We start from the raw sequence: 14,464 nt of genomic DNA on the forward strand, positions 1-14,464 counted from the left end.
CGCAAGTGGTGGTAATGGACATCACACATTAATGGGGTTGGTCTCCAGGGGTGTCCATTACACTCGGGGGCTGTGACTTCCCAAAGCCGAAAACGGCCAGCCTATCTCCGTATCTCGGATGCGCTACGCGACAAGATCGAACGCAATGAATTAGAACCCGGTCAGAAATTTCCTACCGAACGCGAATTGGTCCGGGAATTCCATGTTGCGCGCATGACCGTGCGCCATGCTTTAGACATTTTGGAAGTAGAAGGCCTCATTGACCGCCGCCGCGGGCGCAGTGGTGGCACCTATGTGCGCACGGTTCCCCCTACACTGAGCCTTACCAATGAGGACAATATTGTCACCCAGCTGCGCGAGCGCGGGCACGACACCGCCGTGCGCGTGGTCTCCGTTAACAAGGCCCACGTGCCCAAGCATGTAGCAGCGGTACTGGGCGTTAGCGATTCCACCTTTGCGTGGGATATCAAGCGCCTCTATACCGTCGATGGCAAGCCCGTCATCCTTTCGCGCTATACCATCCCGGTAGATATGGCTCCCGATCTCAATCAGCACGATCTGCGCGAGCCCATTATGGAAATCCTGGCTGGCTACAACCTCAAGCCCGTCTTTAAGCGCGAGAGCATGCGTGCCGCTACCGCTCGCACCGAAGAACAGAAACTTTTGCACGTGAGCCGATCGCACCCGCTGCTGCGGTTCGTGCGGCTGCTAAAGACTAAATCGGGCGCGGTCTTTGCCTATATTGAAGAGTCGCTGCGCTCTGATATCGCCAACGTCGAGGTGATCTTGGGTGAGGATCCCGCGCCGCAACCCTTACCGGGTCAGGGCAACGGCGCGGGAAAGCCGGCTTAGCTAGCGTCTACCTGGCGGTTGCGCAGCGCGCGGGCCACGCGGTCACGCTGCTCGGTGACCGTACGGCGCAGACCACCCGGCAGCTCCTTCTTCAAGAAGGCATCGGCGCGCTCCAGGCCTTTCTGCGTGATATCCCAGGAAGGGAAGAGGCCCGTCACGGTGGTAAGCGCGACCTCTGAAGACTGGGAAGACCACACCTTTTCCGCGATATCGAAGAACTCCGCGGTGGGCAGGAATTCATCGCTATGCGGGTAGAGCAGGCCTTCCAGCTTGGAAGTGAGCTCGCGGTTGGTGAGATTTCCCGCCACAATTTCTTCCCATACCGCGCGCTTGTTCTCGGCGGTTGCCACGGCTGCGCGGGCACGCAGGGAAGAGTAGTAGCCGGTGGCGGAATTATCGCGCTCGAGTTGCGCATCCGTGGCAGCAGCGACGTCCTCTACCGCGCCATCGGCGGCGAGTGCCGCCAGTGCGGACCAGCGCAGCCCCGCATCCTCAGAAGATTCCAGTACGCCGCGCAGGTACTCGCGCGCGCTATCGTGCAGACGAATCTTCGCCAGCGCCTGGGTGCAGATGATGGAGCGTTGGGCATCGGGGCTGTGGGCGCCGTCGAGGAGGGCGCCGGCAAGCAGGGTGCTCTGAGCGGCCCACTGTGGATCGGCATAGTTCTTCAGCGCGCTAGACGCCTGCAGGACAATGCGCTCGAGCACGGCGAGCTCCGTCTCCGCCTGCATGCCGCGGGCAACCAGCTGGATGAAATCGCGGGCGCGCATAGTACCGGCGCGGGTCATCTCCCAGGCGGTAGACCAGCACAGGGTGCGGGCCATGGGATCGGCGAACTTATCAATATTATCCAGCAGGAATTGCAGGGAACCCGCGTCCAGCTCGATGAGGCAATAGGTCAGGTCATCGTCGTTGGGCAGCAGGAAGTCAATGTCTGCCAGCTGGCGGCCGATGAGCTCTGGAATCTCGGTGGAAGCGCCATCAATATCCATCTCGATGCGATCGGTGCGCACCACCTTGCCATCCTGCAGGTTATACAGGCCTACCGCCACGCGGTGGGTGCGCAGGGTATCGCCGCCCTGGGTGAGATAAGCATGGGTAATCATGCCGGACTCATCCGCATTGAGCGCCACGCTGAGCGTATTGATGCCGGAGGTCTTGAGCCACTGCTGCGCCCAGAAGGAAAGGTCGCGGCCGGAGGCCTCTTCCAGGTGGCGCAACAGATCATCAAAGGTGGCATTGCCCCACGCATGGGCGGCGAAGTGGCGGCGCACGCCGGCCAGGAAGTTGTCGCGGCCGACATAAGCCTGCAGCTGCTTGAGCACCGAAGCGCCCTTGGCATAGGTGATGCCATCGAAGTTTTGCTCCACCGTTTCGATATCGCTGGCATCGGTGGAAATCGGGTGGGTGGTCGGCAGCTGATCCTGCTGATACGCCCAGGATTTTTCCACATTGGCAAAGGTCACCCATGCGGTATCGTATTCGGTTTCCTCCGCCTGGGAGATGGCAGCGGACCAGGTGGCAAAGGACTCATTGAGCCACAAATCGTCCCACCACTGCATCGTGACCAAGTCACCGAACCACATATGCGCCAATTCGTGCAGGACGGTATCGGCGCGGCGCTCATATTTATAGTGCGTGGCTTGGGAAGTAAAGACGTACTCATCGCGGATGGTGACGCAGCCGGCATTTTCCATCGCGCCGGCGTTGAACTCCGGCACGAAAATCTGGTCATACTTGCCAAAGGGGTAGGGAAAACCGAAGTTGCGGTGGTAGAAATCAAAGCCCTGCTTGGTCTCCGTGAACAGGCGCTCAGCATCCAGTGCGTGGGCGAGCGAAGCGCGGCAGTAGATGCCGAGCGGCACCTCGAGCTTTTGGGCTGGCTTACCCTCTGGGTGCGCAGTCAGCTCGCCGCGCCAGGTATCGGTCACCTCGTGGTACGGGCCGGCGCACAGGGCTACCAGGTAGGTGGACAACGGGTAGTCAATAGTCGTGCTGGCCACATCGCCCTCCCAGGTCACCGGGCCATTGCTAATGATGGTCCACTCTTCGGGCGCCTTAAAATGCAGCGCGTAGGTGGCCTTCATATCCGGCTGGTCAAAGCAGGCGAAGACGCGCTTGGCATCGGCAGTTTCAAACTGGGTATAAAGGTAGACCTTGTCATCGGCGGGGTCGACAAAGCGGTGCAGGCCCTCACCGGTGCGGGAGTACGGGATTTTGGCGGTGACTTCCAGCGTGTAATCGGCTACCTGAAGGCCAGACAGTGGAATGCCGTAGGTGGGGTTATAGGACTCAGTGGGCAGGGGATTGCCGTTGAGGCGTACCTCCTGGATTTCCTCGGCGCGCAGATCGATAAACGCGGAGCCGATCTCCCGCGAGGTAAAGCTCACCTTCGTGGTGGACAAGAAGTGGGTGTCCGAATACTTGAGGTCTAAAGTGACATCGTAGTGGTCCACCTCGATCATTCGGGAGCGCTGAACCGCTTCCTCGCGAGTCAGGTTTATAGAGGTCATGGCCTATATTCTCCTTCTAAGCCGAAAATAGTTCTGCATCCACAGTAGTCGTGCACCTAGGCTGGTGGGGCAAACTTTTTCAATCAAAGGAGTATTTATGGCTGACGCAGTAAAGTTCTGGTTCGACGTATCTTGCCCCTTCGCGTGGGCCACCTCGCGCTGGATTAAGGAAGTAGAAAAGGTGCGCGACATTGAGGTCGAGTTCGAGCCTATGTCCCTGTCCGTGCTCAATGACGGCCGCGATCTTGACTCCACCTATATGGACATGATGAAGGCTAACTGGGGCCCAGCCCGCGTCTTTGCCAAAGTCAAGGCCGAGCGCCCAGAAAAGGTAGACGAGCTCTACACCGCAATGGGCACCCTGATTCACGCCAAGGGCAACGGTATGCGCACCGGTTTTGGCGCTTATGATGACATCATCGCCCAGGCCCTAGCGGAGGTGGACCTCCCCGCCGAGTTCGCCGAGGTAGCCAATACCGAGGACTATGATGAGAAGCTGCGCGAGTACCACCACAACGGCATTTCCGCTGTGGGCGATGAGGTAGGCACCCCGGTTATCAAGCTGGGCGAGACCGCCTTCTTTGGCCCAGTCATTACCCGCATTCCTACCGGCGAAGAAGCAGGCGAGCTTTTCGACGCCTCCCTGCGCCTTGCCCAGTACCCCTACTTCTTCGAGCTCAAGCGCTCCCGCACCGAGATGCCCCAGGTGGAGGAGAACTAAGCCAAAACGAGGATCATTACTCACCTCACGCTCCAGTAGAAGGCGCTGGTGAGTCAAACCCTTCTGACGTAGGGGCATGGGGCTAAATTGCGCACTCTTGCTGCTGGATTTGCGGGACCAAAATGGTTTTGCAAGGAGAACTCAGCAGCGGTAAGCGGAGAAGCTGCGGAGAAACTAAGGGAAGCCGGAAGACAGGGCGTGCCTTCCTTGCCTGCCCCTATTTAGTCTTTAATTCTCCGCATAAATCAGAGAATGCATTATCCCGGATAGGATTCGCAGCCCACACCGTCGCCGTTAGCGTCCCGTGCCGGCGAGTAGTCAGGGTCGCCAGGATAGACTTTGTGCCCAATTTCGGCGCAGGTTCGACCAGATCCACCACCGGCTGGTGCTGGGTCGTTTTGTTGCTCGGCCGGCGGTGCTACGAATTGCTGTGCAACCTGTGGCGCCATTTCATCTGAGCATTGTTGAGTCCAACCGGAGGTGCCGTCCGAGAAAAACGTTGTGCCGCGTTCATGAATTGAGGGGTCTCCACAAGAGGAAACGGTCTTCTCTGCAGGAGCTTGCTCAGCTTGTTCTTCCTCATCTGAGTCGCCTAATGCAGCGTTCGGGTTATCGTGTACGTGGAGATCGTCATCGTCGTGCTCATCCTCTTCGCCAGGTTCTTCGACCTCTGATGGAGGCGTAACCTCGCTAATTGAGGAGGTAGTGGCGCTACTTGTCGAGCTAGTCGTAGAGGACGTGGTGGTGCTCGACGGACTGCTGCTGGTCGTGCTCGAAGTGGTCTCGGAGCTTTCACCTGAATCGCTACATGCTGATATCAAAAGCGTGGTTGTGACGAGAATAGGTAGTAGTTTTTTCATGCTCTAGTCCTTTGGGGGAGAGTTTCAGACTCTTACTAAGAGGCTACTCGGTTCTTAGCCATTTCCTGTCCTGTTCTGGATATGAATCGTCTGATTTCTAGAATTGAAGCGACGGTAAGTGGTGCCGGAGCTGATCGTTGCCGGCAGCCTAAAGGCAAAGAAAGAGTTTCCACCCAAAAAATCTGTTTCTTGGAGCTACTGGGCGCTCTTTTCGCGTCGGCGCAGCTGAATCGCAGCGCCGACGCACAGTGCGATGGTTAGCGGGGTCAAGATGAACGCCGGCAGACCTGCGATATTGATAGAGGGAAGTTCCATGCCGGCCCGAAAGTCGTCCCACGCGACTAGCGCCCAGGATGCCCACGAGGCACCGGCAAGAAGCGCGATAATGCCGGCCGCAATTGCGCCCCCGTTGGACCTCGGTTTCCCGCGCACCTTTTGCGCAATCCACCACACTCCCAGGCCCAGGTGAGCCAAAGTGGCAAGAATGCTTGCGATAAGCGGGAGGAGGAAGCCCCCGCTGCCGGAAACTTGAACGCCAAGCATAATGATGCAGGCGAGAAGGCTCCCGCCGTAGAGCGCGAGGACTGGTTTGGTTATAGGCATGGCTTTCCTCCTTTATAGCGATTGTGGTCGCCCGCGAGCCTATCAGGAAAATGTAATACGAAACAGGGTGGGCGCTAAGCCTCCTCCAGACGCGCCGGGCCGGTAGAATGTGGGCCATGCGCGTATATCTAGGAGCAGACCACGCAGGTTTCGAAACCAAGAACCTGATCGCTGAACACCTCACCAAGCAGGGCCACGAAGTCATTGACTGCGGCGCCCATACCTACGATGCCGAGGATGACTATCCAGCCTTCTGCATCGAAGCGGCACAACGCACCGTCAACGACCCAGGCTCCCTGGGCATCGTGCTCGGCGGCTCCGGCAACGGCGAGCAGATTGCCGCCAATAAGGTCAAGGGTGCTCGCTGCGCACTGGCCTGGTCCGCAGAGACCGCCCGCCTTGCCCGTGAGCACAACAATGCCCAGCTCATCGGCATCGGTGGCCGCATGCACACCGAGGAGCAGGCACTGGAAATCGTCGACGCCTTCCTAGACCAAGAATGGTCCCGTGCGGAGCGCCACCAGCGCCGCATCGACATCTTGGCGGAATACGAGCGCACCGGCATCGCCCCGGAGTTGCCAGAGGCCTAAGCCACGCAAAACGCCGCGGACCAATGGTGGTTCCGCGGCGTTTCTGTGTGCGCACCGGTCGGCTCGGCCGAGGCGCTAAGGCTTAAGCGTCATTCATGTCATTCGGGTGCGGACCGCCGCGTCCCTCTTCGCCCTCATCCAGGGCGGTGATGGCAGCCATCTCGTCCTCGGTGAGCTCAAAGCCGAAGACGTCGAAATTCTCCGCGATGCGCGAGGGCGTGGCGGACTTAGGGAAGAGGATGACGCCATTCTGCAGGTGCCAGCGGATGACGACCTGCGCTGGGCTGACATCGTGCGCCGCAGCGGCGTCGGTGACCTCGGGGGCATCCAAAATATCGCTCTTACCCTGCCCCAAAGGCCCCCATGCCTCAATAGCGACGGTGTGGGCGCGGAAAGCGTCCAGCTCGCGCCAGCGCTGTAGGTAGGGGTGAAGCTCGACCTGATTGACCGCCGGCTTGACGTCGGTCTTGAGCTCCAGCTGGTCCAGGTGCTCGAGTTCGAAGTTGGAGACGCCGATGGACTTTGCCTTGCCCTGCTTCTGCAGCTCGATGAGCTGCTGCCAGGCCTCGACGTAGGTTCCCTTCGCCGGGGTCGGCCAATGGATGAGGTAGAGATCCACATACTCTAGGCCGAGCTTGTCCAGGGACTCATCAAGTGCTGCGGCGGCATCGGTCTGGCGGTCATTCCACAGCTTGGTGGTGACAAAAAGTTCCTCGCGCGGGATGCCGGAGTTGGCAATAGCCTTACCTACGCCTTCTTCATTGCCATAGATTGCGGCGGTATCGATATGGCGATAGCCCACGCGCAGGGCCTCAGCTACCAGCTCTTCGGTCTTATCCGGATCCATCTGGAATACGCCAAAGCCCAGCTGCGGGATGGTATTGCCGTCATTCAGGGTGATGTTAGGTACGCTCATGCGTCCCAGACTACCTATCTACTGCAGCGGGCCGAGCGTGATGAATTTATTCCACGTCTCCCACTCATCCTGCAGGCGGGCGCGCTCATGGGGTGGGGTAGCGGTGTCGTCGATAAGCGAGGCATCAATCATGCGCACGCCGTTGTCAAAGAACAATGCGGCGTGCCCCGAAGCGCCGTGGCGCAGTATCGGAACCAGGTTCAACCCATCGAAGGACAGGCGGGCATTGGGCCGCACATCCAGCCCGGCAATGGCGGCGAGGGTAGGAGCCAAGTCAATAGGGGAGACCAGCTCGTTATTCTCCCCGTTTTCCGCCACGCCCGGCCATAGCACCGACATGGGGGCATTTCCGCCCAGCAGGGAGCAGATGGCAATGACGCCTTCAACCTGGTCGAGTTCCTCTACGCTGGGCTGTTCTAGCAGGCGAAAGACATCCGCGCCGGCCGGCTGCGTATCCTCGCGCACCTCATAGCCCACGCCGGCAAAGACTTCGCTGATGCGCGTGGTGGCCTGGCGCTGCGGGTACTGGCCGGTCAGGGTGCCGCGGCGGGAGTCCGCATAGGTTTCCGAAGGCACCCACGTGTTATTAAAACGAACGCCGCGCAGTGCGGTCTCCGGCGCATGGTCAAAGGTCGCAAGAGTGATATCCATGGACTCAATTCTAGGCTTGCCGACGCCCCCTTCGGCCAACTTTGCCCACAGAAATCACCGCCGTGGTTCTAGTTGAGCTCAAGACCCTCGATGCCGTGCACCGTTACGGTCTCTGAGAGCGGCGCGCGGCCTGGAGCTGTGTTAAAGACTGGGCTAGATTCATCGGCCGTACCAAAGGTAATGGCGGTGACCAGCTTGTAGTCCTCGTCCACGCCGAGGAATTCACGTGCGGTTGGCGCAATCAGGGAAATCATGCCCTGTGGAATGCCGTGATAACCATGTGCCTCGAGGGAAAGCAGGAAGTTTTCGGTGTAAGTTCCCTGGTCAAAGGCGGCGCGGATGCGGTCTCCCATCGGCGGGATAAAAAGCAGCACCGCATGGGGCGCGCCAAAGAACCGCAGGTTTTCCCGGATGAACTCCATGCGGCCTTCTTTATCCTCGCGCTTAATGCCAAGCAGACCGTACATTTTGGCGGCCAGTTCCTGGGAACGCTGGGGATGGATGCCCTCACCATAATCGGTGGTGAAGTCTGGGCTAAGGCCGTTGGTATCGAATTCCTTAATCAGCGCAGCGCTGAGCTCCTTGAGCTCTTCTCCGCCCACTACGTGCACGTTCCACGGCTGGGTATTGGAGTTAGACGGTGCGGATTGTGCGTCCTCCAAGACCTGCTTGATGTCTTCTACCGGCATGGGCTCCGGCAGGAACGCGCGAGGAGAATGGCGACTGCGGATGAATTCGGAATACTTATTGGATGAAGTCATGCGCGCCACACTACACATCACCGCATGTGCCTGCCTTAAACCAAGCGTTGCCAGCGCGGGTGAGCGGGTCTGGGGTAGGTAAAACGAAAAATCGCCCATCTGAACGATGGGCGAAAAATGGAGGGAATGACGGGAATCGAACCCGCGTCTTCAGCTTGGAAGGCTGAGGTATTAGCCACTATACGACATTCCCACAGCGCGCTATTGAACGCTGCGCCATACTTTAGCGCACGCGGGGGCAAAAATGAAAATAGGGAACTAGGGTGGCGCTTGAGCCGTTGTTATAAGAGGAATGGCCCTACCAATAGAAAGCGATGATCGTAGTGGGAATTTTGCTCCTTGTGCTGGCAGTCGGCGGAGGCGCGTGGTTTATGTCTTCGCACAACTCCCAAAAGCGCCGCGAGGAACGAGAAGCACAGCAATTGGCCGATGCACAAGCTGACGCTCGCCGGTGGATTGAACGCCTAGGCGGACAGGTAATGCAGATTTCTGGCACAGATTCTGCCTCCCAGCAGGCAATGGCCGATGCGTCCGAGCGTTTCACGGCAGCTAACTCGGCGATTTCGCGCGCCACCACCGCAAAGCAGGCGAACCTAGCGCGTGAGTCCGCTTTGGAAGGCATGCATTATGTGAATGCCGCGCGCGAGATCATGGGCATGAATCCGGGTCCCGAGCTGCCGCCGCTCGAGGGGCAGCGCGCCGCCGGCAAGGTGACGGAAAAGCGCACGGTGGAAGCGAATGGCCAGCAGATTACTGCCTCGCCGTATGCTTCCGCGGATACCCCGAACTACTACCCAGGCGGAACCGTCGCAGGGCGCCCAGTTCCGGCAGGGTGGTACTCGCGTCCGTGGTGGGCTGATGCATTGCAGACCGGCGTGTGGATGGTTGGCTACTCCATGATGTTTAATGCCCTGTTCTCCGGTATGTCTGGCATTGGCTATTCCGCGGCCGCTGCTGAAAGCGGCGACTGGGGTGGCGGTGATGGCATGGGCGATGCCGGCGACATGGGCGGTGACGCTGGCGATGCTGGCGACGCCGGTGACATGGGCGGCGGCGATGACGGCGGCGGCCTGTTTGATGGCCTTGGCGATGGCGATGGCGGCGGATTCTTTGACGGAATGTTTGATTTCGATTTCTAGCCGCTAGACTGTCAAAAGTGGCCTCTGTGCTGCGTTGATTCCATTAAGTGGGGGTCCGTTTAGGAGATTTAAAACGGACACGGTACACTGTCTCAGGTATGCAACGCAGCCAAGGCAACTTGGTGGCCTACATACGGGGCGTGGCGCAGTTTGGTAGCGCACCTGCTTTGGGAGCAGGGGGTCGCAGGTTCAAATCCTGTCGCCCCGACGTATGGGGGTCTGGAAATGCCCTAATAAGGATTTCCGGACCCCCTTTAAGTTTATGTACGTAAAACAATGAAGCCAGGGAGATTCACTCGTGAAGACCACCGTAGACAAGCTGAGCGATACCCGCGTTAAGCTCACCGTCAACGTTCCGTTTGCGGAGCTGGACCAGGAAATCGATCAAGCTTACGCGGCAATCGCGCAGCAGGTTTCTATTCCAGGTTTCCGTAAGGGCAAGGCACCGCGCCAGCTTATTGACGCACGCTTCGGCCGCGGCCCCATCCTGGAGCAGGTTGTCAACGACATGCTGCCTTCCCGCTACGAGCAGGCAGTCAAGGAAAACGATCTGAAGGTCATCGGCCAGCCGGACGTTGACATTTCCAAGATCGAGGACAAGGACTTCGTGGAGTTCACCGCCGAGGTTGATATCCGCCCTGAGTTCGAGATCCCGGACTTCTCCAAGATCTCCGTTACCGTCCCAGCCCTGAAGGCTGACGAAGAGGACGTCGACAAGGCTCTGGAGGAACTGGCAGAGCGCTTCGGTGAGCTCAAGGACACCAAGCGCAAGATGAAGACCGGCGACTACGCCATCATCGACATTACCGCAGAGATTGATGGCGAGAAGATCGAAGACGCTTCCACCGAGGGTCTTTCCTACCGCATCGGTGACGATGACCTCATCAAGGGTCTGGATACCGCCCTGCGCGGCATGAAGACCGGTGAGGATAACGAGTTCACCTCCACCATCCAGTCCGGTGAGCACAAGGATGAAGAGGCCACCATCAAGGTCCACGTCCAGCAGTCCAAGGAGCGCAAGCTGCCGGCTATGGACGATGAGTTCGCTCAGATGGCTTCTGAGTTCGACACGATGGACGAGCTGCGTGAATCCACCAAGACCCAGGTGGAGGAGACCAAGAAGGCTGAGCAGGCTGCACAGATCCGCGATGAGGTTCTGAAGTCCGCACTGTCCGAGGTTGAATTCGAGCTGCCGCAGTCCGTAGTTGACGAGCAGGCTCACTCCCAGCTGCACCAGATCCTGGGCCAGCTGGCTCACGACGAGAAGGCACTGGCTCAGCTGCTTGAGGCGCAGGGCACCTCTCGCGAGGAGTTTGATAAGCAGACTCGCGAGCAGGCAGAAGAGTCCGTCCGCACCCAGCTGTTCCTCGACGCTGTAGCAGAGAAGGAAGAGCCGGAAGTTTCCCAGCAGGAGCTGACCGACCACATCCTGTTCACTGCTCAGTCCTACGGCATGGACCCGAACCAGTTCATCCAGCAGCTGCAGTCCAACGGCCAGATCGCTAACCTCTTCTCTGACGTGCGCCGTGGCAAGGCACTGGCTGCCGCTATCTGCCGCACCACCGTCAAGGATGAAGAGGGCAACGACGTGGACGTTGACCAGTACTTCGGTGAAATCGAAGAGGAAGAAAACGACGCAACTGACGCGGAGTAATCCTTCCCTTTAAAAGCCCAGCCCGATGGCCACACAGTGGTTAATGGACTGGGCTTTTGCCATGCGTGGCGGGAAAGAAATGACCACGAATGTGGGCCAAACGCTGATAGCGAACAGTGCCCACAAGGGCCGTCACATTAAGTAGTGTGGTGGCATTAGAGATTAACCGTCCTCAAGGAGACTTTTCGAATGTCTAAGAAACCTGACCAGCTTCAGATGAACAACCCCTCGGGTTCCGGCCTGAGCTTGGGAGATAGCGTTTATGAGCGCCTCTTGCATGAGCGCATTATCTTTTTGGGCACCCAGGTAGACGACGAGATTGCCAATAAGCTGTGCGCACAGATCTTGCTGCTGTCCGCAGAGGATCCCACGCGCGATATCTCGCTTTACATCAACTCCCCGGGTGGCTCCGTCACGGCCGGCATGGCCATCTATGACACCATGAAGTACTCGCCGTGCGATATCGCCACCTACGGTATGGGCCTGGCTGCTTCCATGGGCCAGTTCCTGCTTTCTGGCGGCACTAAGGGCAAGCGCTACGCGCTGCCGCACGCACGCATCATGATGCACCAGCCTTCCGCCGGTGTTGGCGGTACCGCTGCGGATATCGCCATCCAGGCTGAGCAATTTGCTCAGACCAAGCGCGAGATGGCCGAGCTCATTGCTGAGCACACCGGCCAGACCTTTGAGCAGATCACCAAGGACTCCGACCGTGACCGTTGGATGACCGCACAGCAGGCCAAGGACTACGGCATTGTTGACCACGTCATTGAGTCCGTCAACGGCCCGCTGAGCAACTAGGGAATAAGGAGAAAATCACTATGAATCAGTCCCAGATGCCAAGTTCCCGCTACGTTCTGCCGTCCTTCATTGAGCAGTCCGCACAGGGCACTAAGGAAACCAACCCGTACTCCAAGCTTTTTGAAGAGCGCATTATCTTCCTGGGGACCCAGGTGGATGACACTTCCGCTAATGACATCATGGCCCAGCTGCTGGTCCTGGAAAGCCAGGATCCGGACCGCGATATCACCATGTACATCAACTCGCCTGGTGGTTCCTTCACCGCGCTGATGGCTATCTATGACACCATGCGCTACGTGCGTCCCGACGTGCAGACCGTGTGCCTGGGTCAGGCTGCTTCCGCCGCCGCTGTGCTCTTGGCTGCGGGTGCACCGGGTAAGCGTGCTGCGCTGCCAAACTCCCGTGTGCTTATTCACCAGCCGGCAACTCAGGGCACTCAGGGTCAGGTTTCTGACCTGGAGATCCAGGCCGCCGAGATTGAGCGCATGCGCAAGCTGATGGAAACCACCTTGTCTGAGCACACTGGTCGTACCGCTGAGCAGATTCGCATTGATACGGACCGCGATAAGATCCTGACCGCTCAGGAAGCCGTTGAATACGGCATCATCGATACGGTCTTTGATTACCGCAAGCTCAACGCTTAATTTGGAATAACTTCTTCCAGGTAGCCCCTGCCGCACAGCCGAATTTCGGTTGTGGGGCAGGGGCTTTCAGCATTGTGGGGCAGGGAAGGGGGAGTGTCCTGCTAATTCTTGCTGCACCCGAATGGGGTAATGCTCTCTGCGCAATATCTGCAGGTCGTTAGGTTTATTTCTATCGTGCGACACTAAACTTATAATGGCCGAGTTGTGATTTAGGCCTCCAAGTGGTCAGATGTTTTCATGGAGAAACACACATCTGAGGCGGCGGCCCAGGCTGCTGCGCCCACGCCGCAGAGCGGCGAGCGTACATTCTTTGGTCACCCTTGGGGTTTGGCCAACCTCTTTGGCGTGGAAATGTGGGAGCGCTTCAGCTTCTACGGCATGCAGGCACTTGTCTTGCTGTACATGTATTACGCCACTACCGATGGCGGTCTTGGCCTGGACCGTGCGGACGCGACATCCATCGTGGGTGCCTATGGCGGCTTGGTGTACATGGCCTGCTTGTTGGCTTCCCTCGTTGCTGACCGTGTCTTGGGTGCAGAGCGCACTCTGTTCTATTCGGCCGTTCTGGTTATGGCCGGCCACCTCGCGCTGGCGTTTATCCCCGCGGTGACTGGTTTGGCCATTGGCCTTGTCCTCATTGCGATTGGTTCTGGTGGCGTTAAGACCACCGCGCAGGTTGTGCTTGGCTCCATGTACTCCCGCGATGACCCGCGCCGCGATGGTGGTTTCTCCATCTTCTATATGGGCGTCAATATCGGTGGCCTCTTCGGGCCGCTGATTACTACTGCGTTGTGGGGTTGGAAGGGCTTCCACTGGGGCTTCGGTATCGCGGCAATTGGTATGGCGCTCGGCCTGATTCAGTATTCCCTGATGCGCAAGACCACCATCAAGGATGCAGGGCATGAGGTTCCAAACCCGGCTAGCTCGAAGCAACTGCTCATGGGCGGGGTTGTAGTCGCAGCCATCATTGTGATTATGGTGGTGGCATTGGCTACCGGCGCTATTCAGGTTGATTGGCTGTCCAATATCGTCACCGCGGTTGCTCTGGTTGCAGCAATCTATCTATGGGCGCAGATGTATACCTCGAAGTTGGTGACCCGCGAGGAAAAGAACCGTCTGTTGGGCTTTATTCCGATGTTTATTTCCGGTGTTTTGTTCTTCGGTATCTTCCAGCAGCAGTTCACCGTAATGACGATTTATGCGGATGTGCGCTTGGATCGCCACATGTTTGGTTGGGAAATTCCGCCATCACTGGTTCAGTCCATTAACCCGATCTTTATTGTTATTTTCTCCGCTATCTTCGCAACGATGTGGACGAAGCTAGGGAATAGGCAGTGGTCCACCCCAGTAAAGTTCGGTGTAGCCAATATCGTCATCGGCATTTCCTTGTTCTTCTTCCTGCCGTACTCAGGTGCGGCGGCGAACTCCACGCCGATGTATGTCATCATCCTCATTCTGTTCCTGTTCACTATGGCGGAGCTTCTCCTCTCGCCGGTAGGCAACGCGCTTGCCACCAAGGTGGCGCCGGTGGCATTCCCGTCCCGCATGATGGCGGTATGGATGATGGCGGTGGCCATGGGTACCTCACTGGCCGGCTCCTTGGCTAGCTTCTATAACCCGGATGATGCAGGCGCGGAGAATACCTTCTTTATCTCTCTTGGTGTTGTATCCATCGTGCTGGGTGCGATCCTGCTTGTCCTAAGCCGTTGGGTGGTAAAGAAGTTCTCCACCTTCCGCTAGGTTCGGTAAAACACCCTTA

The 14,464-nt window shown here is 58.2% G+C and carries 15 protein-coding genes and 2 tRNA genes; 10 read left to right on the top strand and 7 right to left on the bottom strand.

Features of this window, described 5'->3' with window-relative positions; translation table 11 throughout:
- The first annotated feature begins 72 nt into the window (after positions 1-72).
- Positions 73-852 carry a GntR family transcriptional regulator gene (locus I6J28_RS04945; protein WP_204611134.1) on the top strand — a complete coding sequence of 260 codons (780 nt, stop codon included), beginning with the start codon at positions 73-75 and terminating at the stop codon, positions 850-852.
- On the opposite strand, the gene pepN is transcribed toward I6J28_RS04945, so the two are convergent.
- Positions 849-3,365, bottom strand: a complete 2,517-nt coding sequence (gene pepN / locus I6J28_RS04950) for an aminopeptidase N (protein ID WP_204611135.1) — start codon at positions 3,363-3,365, stop codon at positions 849-851. The two genes, I6J28_RS04945 and pepN, sit on opposite strands and share 4 nt — an antisense overlap.
- A 97-nt stretch (positions 3,366-3,462) precedes the next feature.
- Here pepN and I6J28_RS04955 point away from each other — a divergent pair, with 97 nt between their 5' ends.
- Positions 3,463-4,086, top strand: coding sequence for a disulfide bond formation protein DsbA (locus tag I6J28_RS04955; protein WP_204611136.1), 624 nt, complete (start codon positions 3,463-3,465; stop codon positions 4,084-4,086).
- Between the two features lie 257 nt (positions 4,087-4,343).
- Here I6J28_RS04955 and I6J28_RS11985 read toward each other — a convergent pair whose 3' ends face one another.
- Positions 4,344-4,535 (bottom strand): excalibur calcium-binding domain-containing protein, encoded by a 192-nt coding sequence (locus I6J28_RS11985; RefSeq protein ID WP_367398069.1) that lies wholly within the window; start codon positions 4,533-4,535, stop codon positions 4,344-4,346.
- Positions 4,536-4,791: 256 nt separating this feature from the next.
- Here I6J28_RS11985 and I6J28_RS04960 point away from each other — a divergent pair, with 256 nt between their 5' ends.
- Entirely contained in the window at positions 4,792-4,953 is a 162-nt protein-coding gene (locus I6J28_RS04960) for a hypothetical protein (protein ID WP_005327251.1), read from the top strand.
- 188 nt (positions 4,954-5,141) lie between these two features.
- Here the strand turns inward: I6J28_RS04960 and I6J28_RS04965 are convergent, their stop codons facing one another.
- On the bottom strand, positions 5,142-5,549 hold the full coding sequence (locus I6J28_RS04965; RefSeq protein WP_204611138.1) for an MFS transporter: 408 nt from the start codon (positions 5,547-5,549) through the stop codon (positions 5,142-5,144).
- Positions 5,550-5,665: 116 nt separating this feature from the next.
- On the opposite strand from I6J28_RS04965, the gene I6J28_RS04970 reads away from it, so the two are divergent.
- Positions 5,666-6,139 carry a ribose-5-phosphate isomerase gene (locus I6J28_RS04970; protein ID WP_005327249.1) on the top strand — a complete coding sequence of 158 codons (474 nt, stop codon included), beginning with the start codon at positions 5,666-5,668 and terminating at the stop codon, positions 6,137-6,139.
- Between the two features lie 82 nt (positions 6,140-6,221).
- On the opposite strand, the gene I6J28_RS04975 is transcribed toward I6J28_RS04970, so the two are convergent.
- The 4 genes from I6J28_RS04975 to I6J28_RS04990 form a co-directional block, all read right to left on the bottom strand.
- Positions 6,222-7,055 (bottom strand): aldo/keto reductase, encoded by an 834-nt coding sequence (locus tag I6J28_RS04975; RefSeq protein WP_204611140.1) that lies wholly within the window; start codon positions 7,053-7,055, stop codon positions 6,222-6,224.
- Between the two features lie 18 nt (positions 7,056-7,073).
- Entirely contained in the window at positions 7,074-7,706 is a 633-nt protein-coding gene (locus I6J28_RS04980; RefSeq protein ID WP_204611142.1) for a hypothetical protein, read from the bottom strand.
- A 68-nt stretch (positions 7,707-7,774) separates the two neighbouring features.
- Positions 7,775-8,467 (bottom strand): nitroreductase, encoded by a 693-nt coding sequence (locus I6J28_RS04985; protein WP_204611143.1) that lies wholly within the window; start codon positions 8,465-8,467, stop codon positions 7,775-7,777.
- Positions 8,468-8,585: 118 nt separating this feature from the next.
- A tRNA-Gly gene (locus I6J28_RS04990) sits at positions 8,586-8,660 on the bottom strand.
- A gap of 121 nt (positions 8,661-8,781) precedes the next feature.
- Here I6J28_RS04990 and I6J28_RS04995 point away from each other — a divergent pair.
- The 6 genes from I6J28_RS04995 to I6J28_RS05020 all read left to right on the top strand — a co-directional run bounded on the left by I6J28_RS04995 (position 8,782) and on the right by I6J28_RS05020 (position 14,445).
- On the top strand, positions 8,782-9,606 hold the full coding sequence (locus I6J28_RS04995; protein ID WP_204611145.1) for a DUF1542 domain-containing protein: 825 nt from the start codon (positions 8,782-8,784) through the stop codon (positions 9,604-9,606).
- 134 nt (positions 9,607-9,740) lie between these two features.
- Positions 9,741-9,814, top strand: a tRNA-Pro gene (locus tag I6J28_RS05000).
- Positions 9,815-9,904: 90 nt separating this feature from the next.
- Entirely contained in the window at positions 9,905-11,260 is a 1,356-nt protein-coding gene (tig, locus tag I6J28_RS05005; protein WP_204611148.1) for a trigger factor, read from the top strand.
- A gap of 189 nt (positions 11,261-11,449) precedes the next feature.
- The gene (locus I6J28_RS05010) at positions 11,450-12,061 is read left to right on the top strand and encodes an ATP-dependent Clp protease proteolytic subunit (RefSeq protein ID WP_204611150.1); all 612 of its coding nucleotides are present in this window, start codon (positions 11,450-11,452) and stop codon (positions 12,059-12,061) included.
- 20 nt (positions 12,062-12,081) lie between these two features.
- The gene (locus I6J28_RS05015; protein WP_005324052.1) at positions 12,082-12,705 is read left to right on the top strand and encodes an ATP-dependent Clp protease proteolytic subunit; all 624 of its coding nucleotides are present in this window, start codon (positions 12,082-12,084) and stop codon (positions 12,703-12,705) included.
- A 237-nt stretch (positions 12,706-12,942) separates the two neighbouring features.
- Positions 12,943-14,445, top strand: coding sequence for a peptide MFS transporter (locus tag I6J28_RS05020; RefSeq protein ID WP_204611152.1), 1,503 nt, complete (start codon positions 12,943-12,945; stop codon positions 14,443-14,445).
- The last annotated feature ends 19 nt before the right edge of the window (positions 14,446-14,464 follow it).

Origin of the sequence: Corynebacterium tuberculostearicum (genome assembly GCF_016894265.1) — a bacterium.
GTDB lineage: Bacteria > Actinomycetota > Actinomycetes > Mycobacteriales > Mycobacteriaceae > Corynebacterium > Corynebacterium tuberculostearicum_D.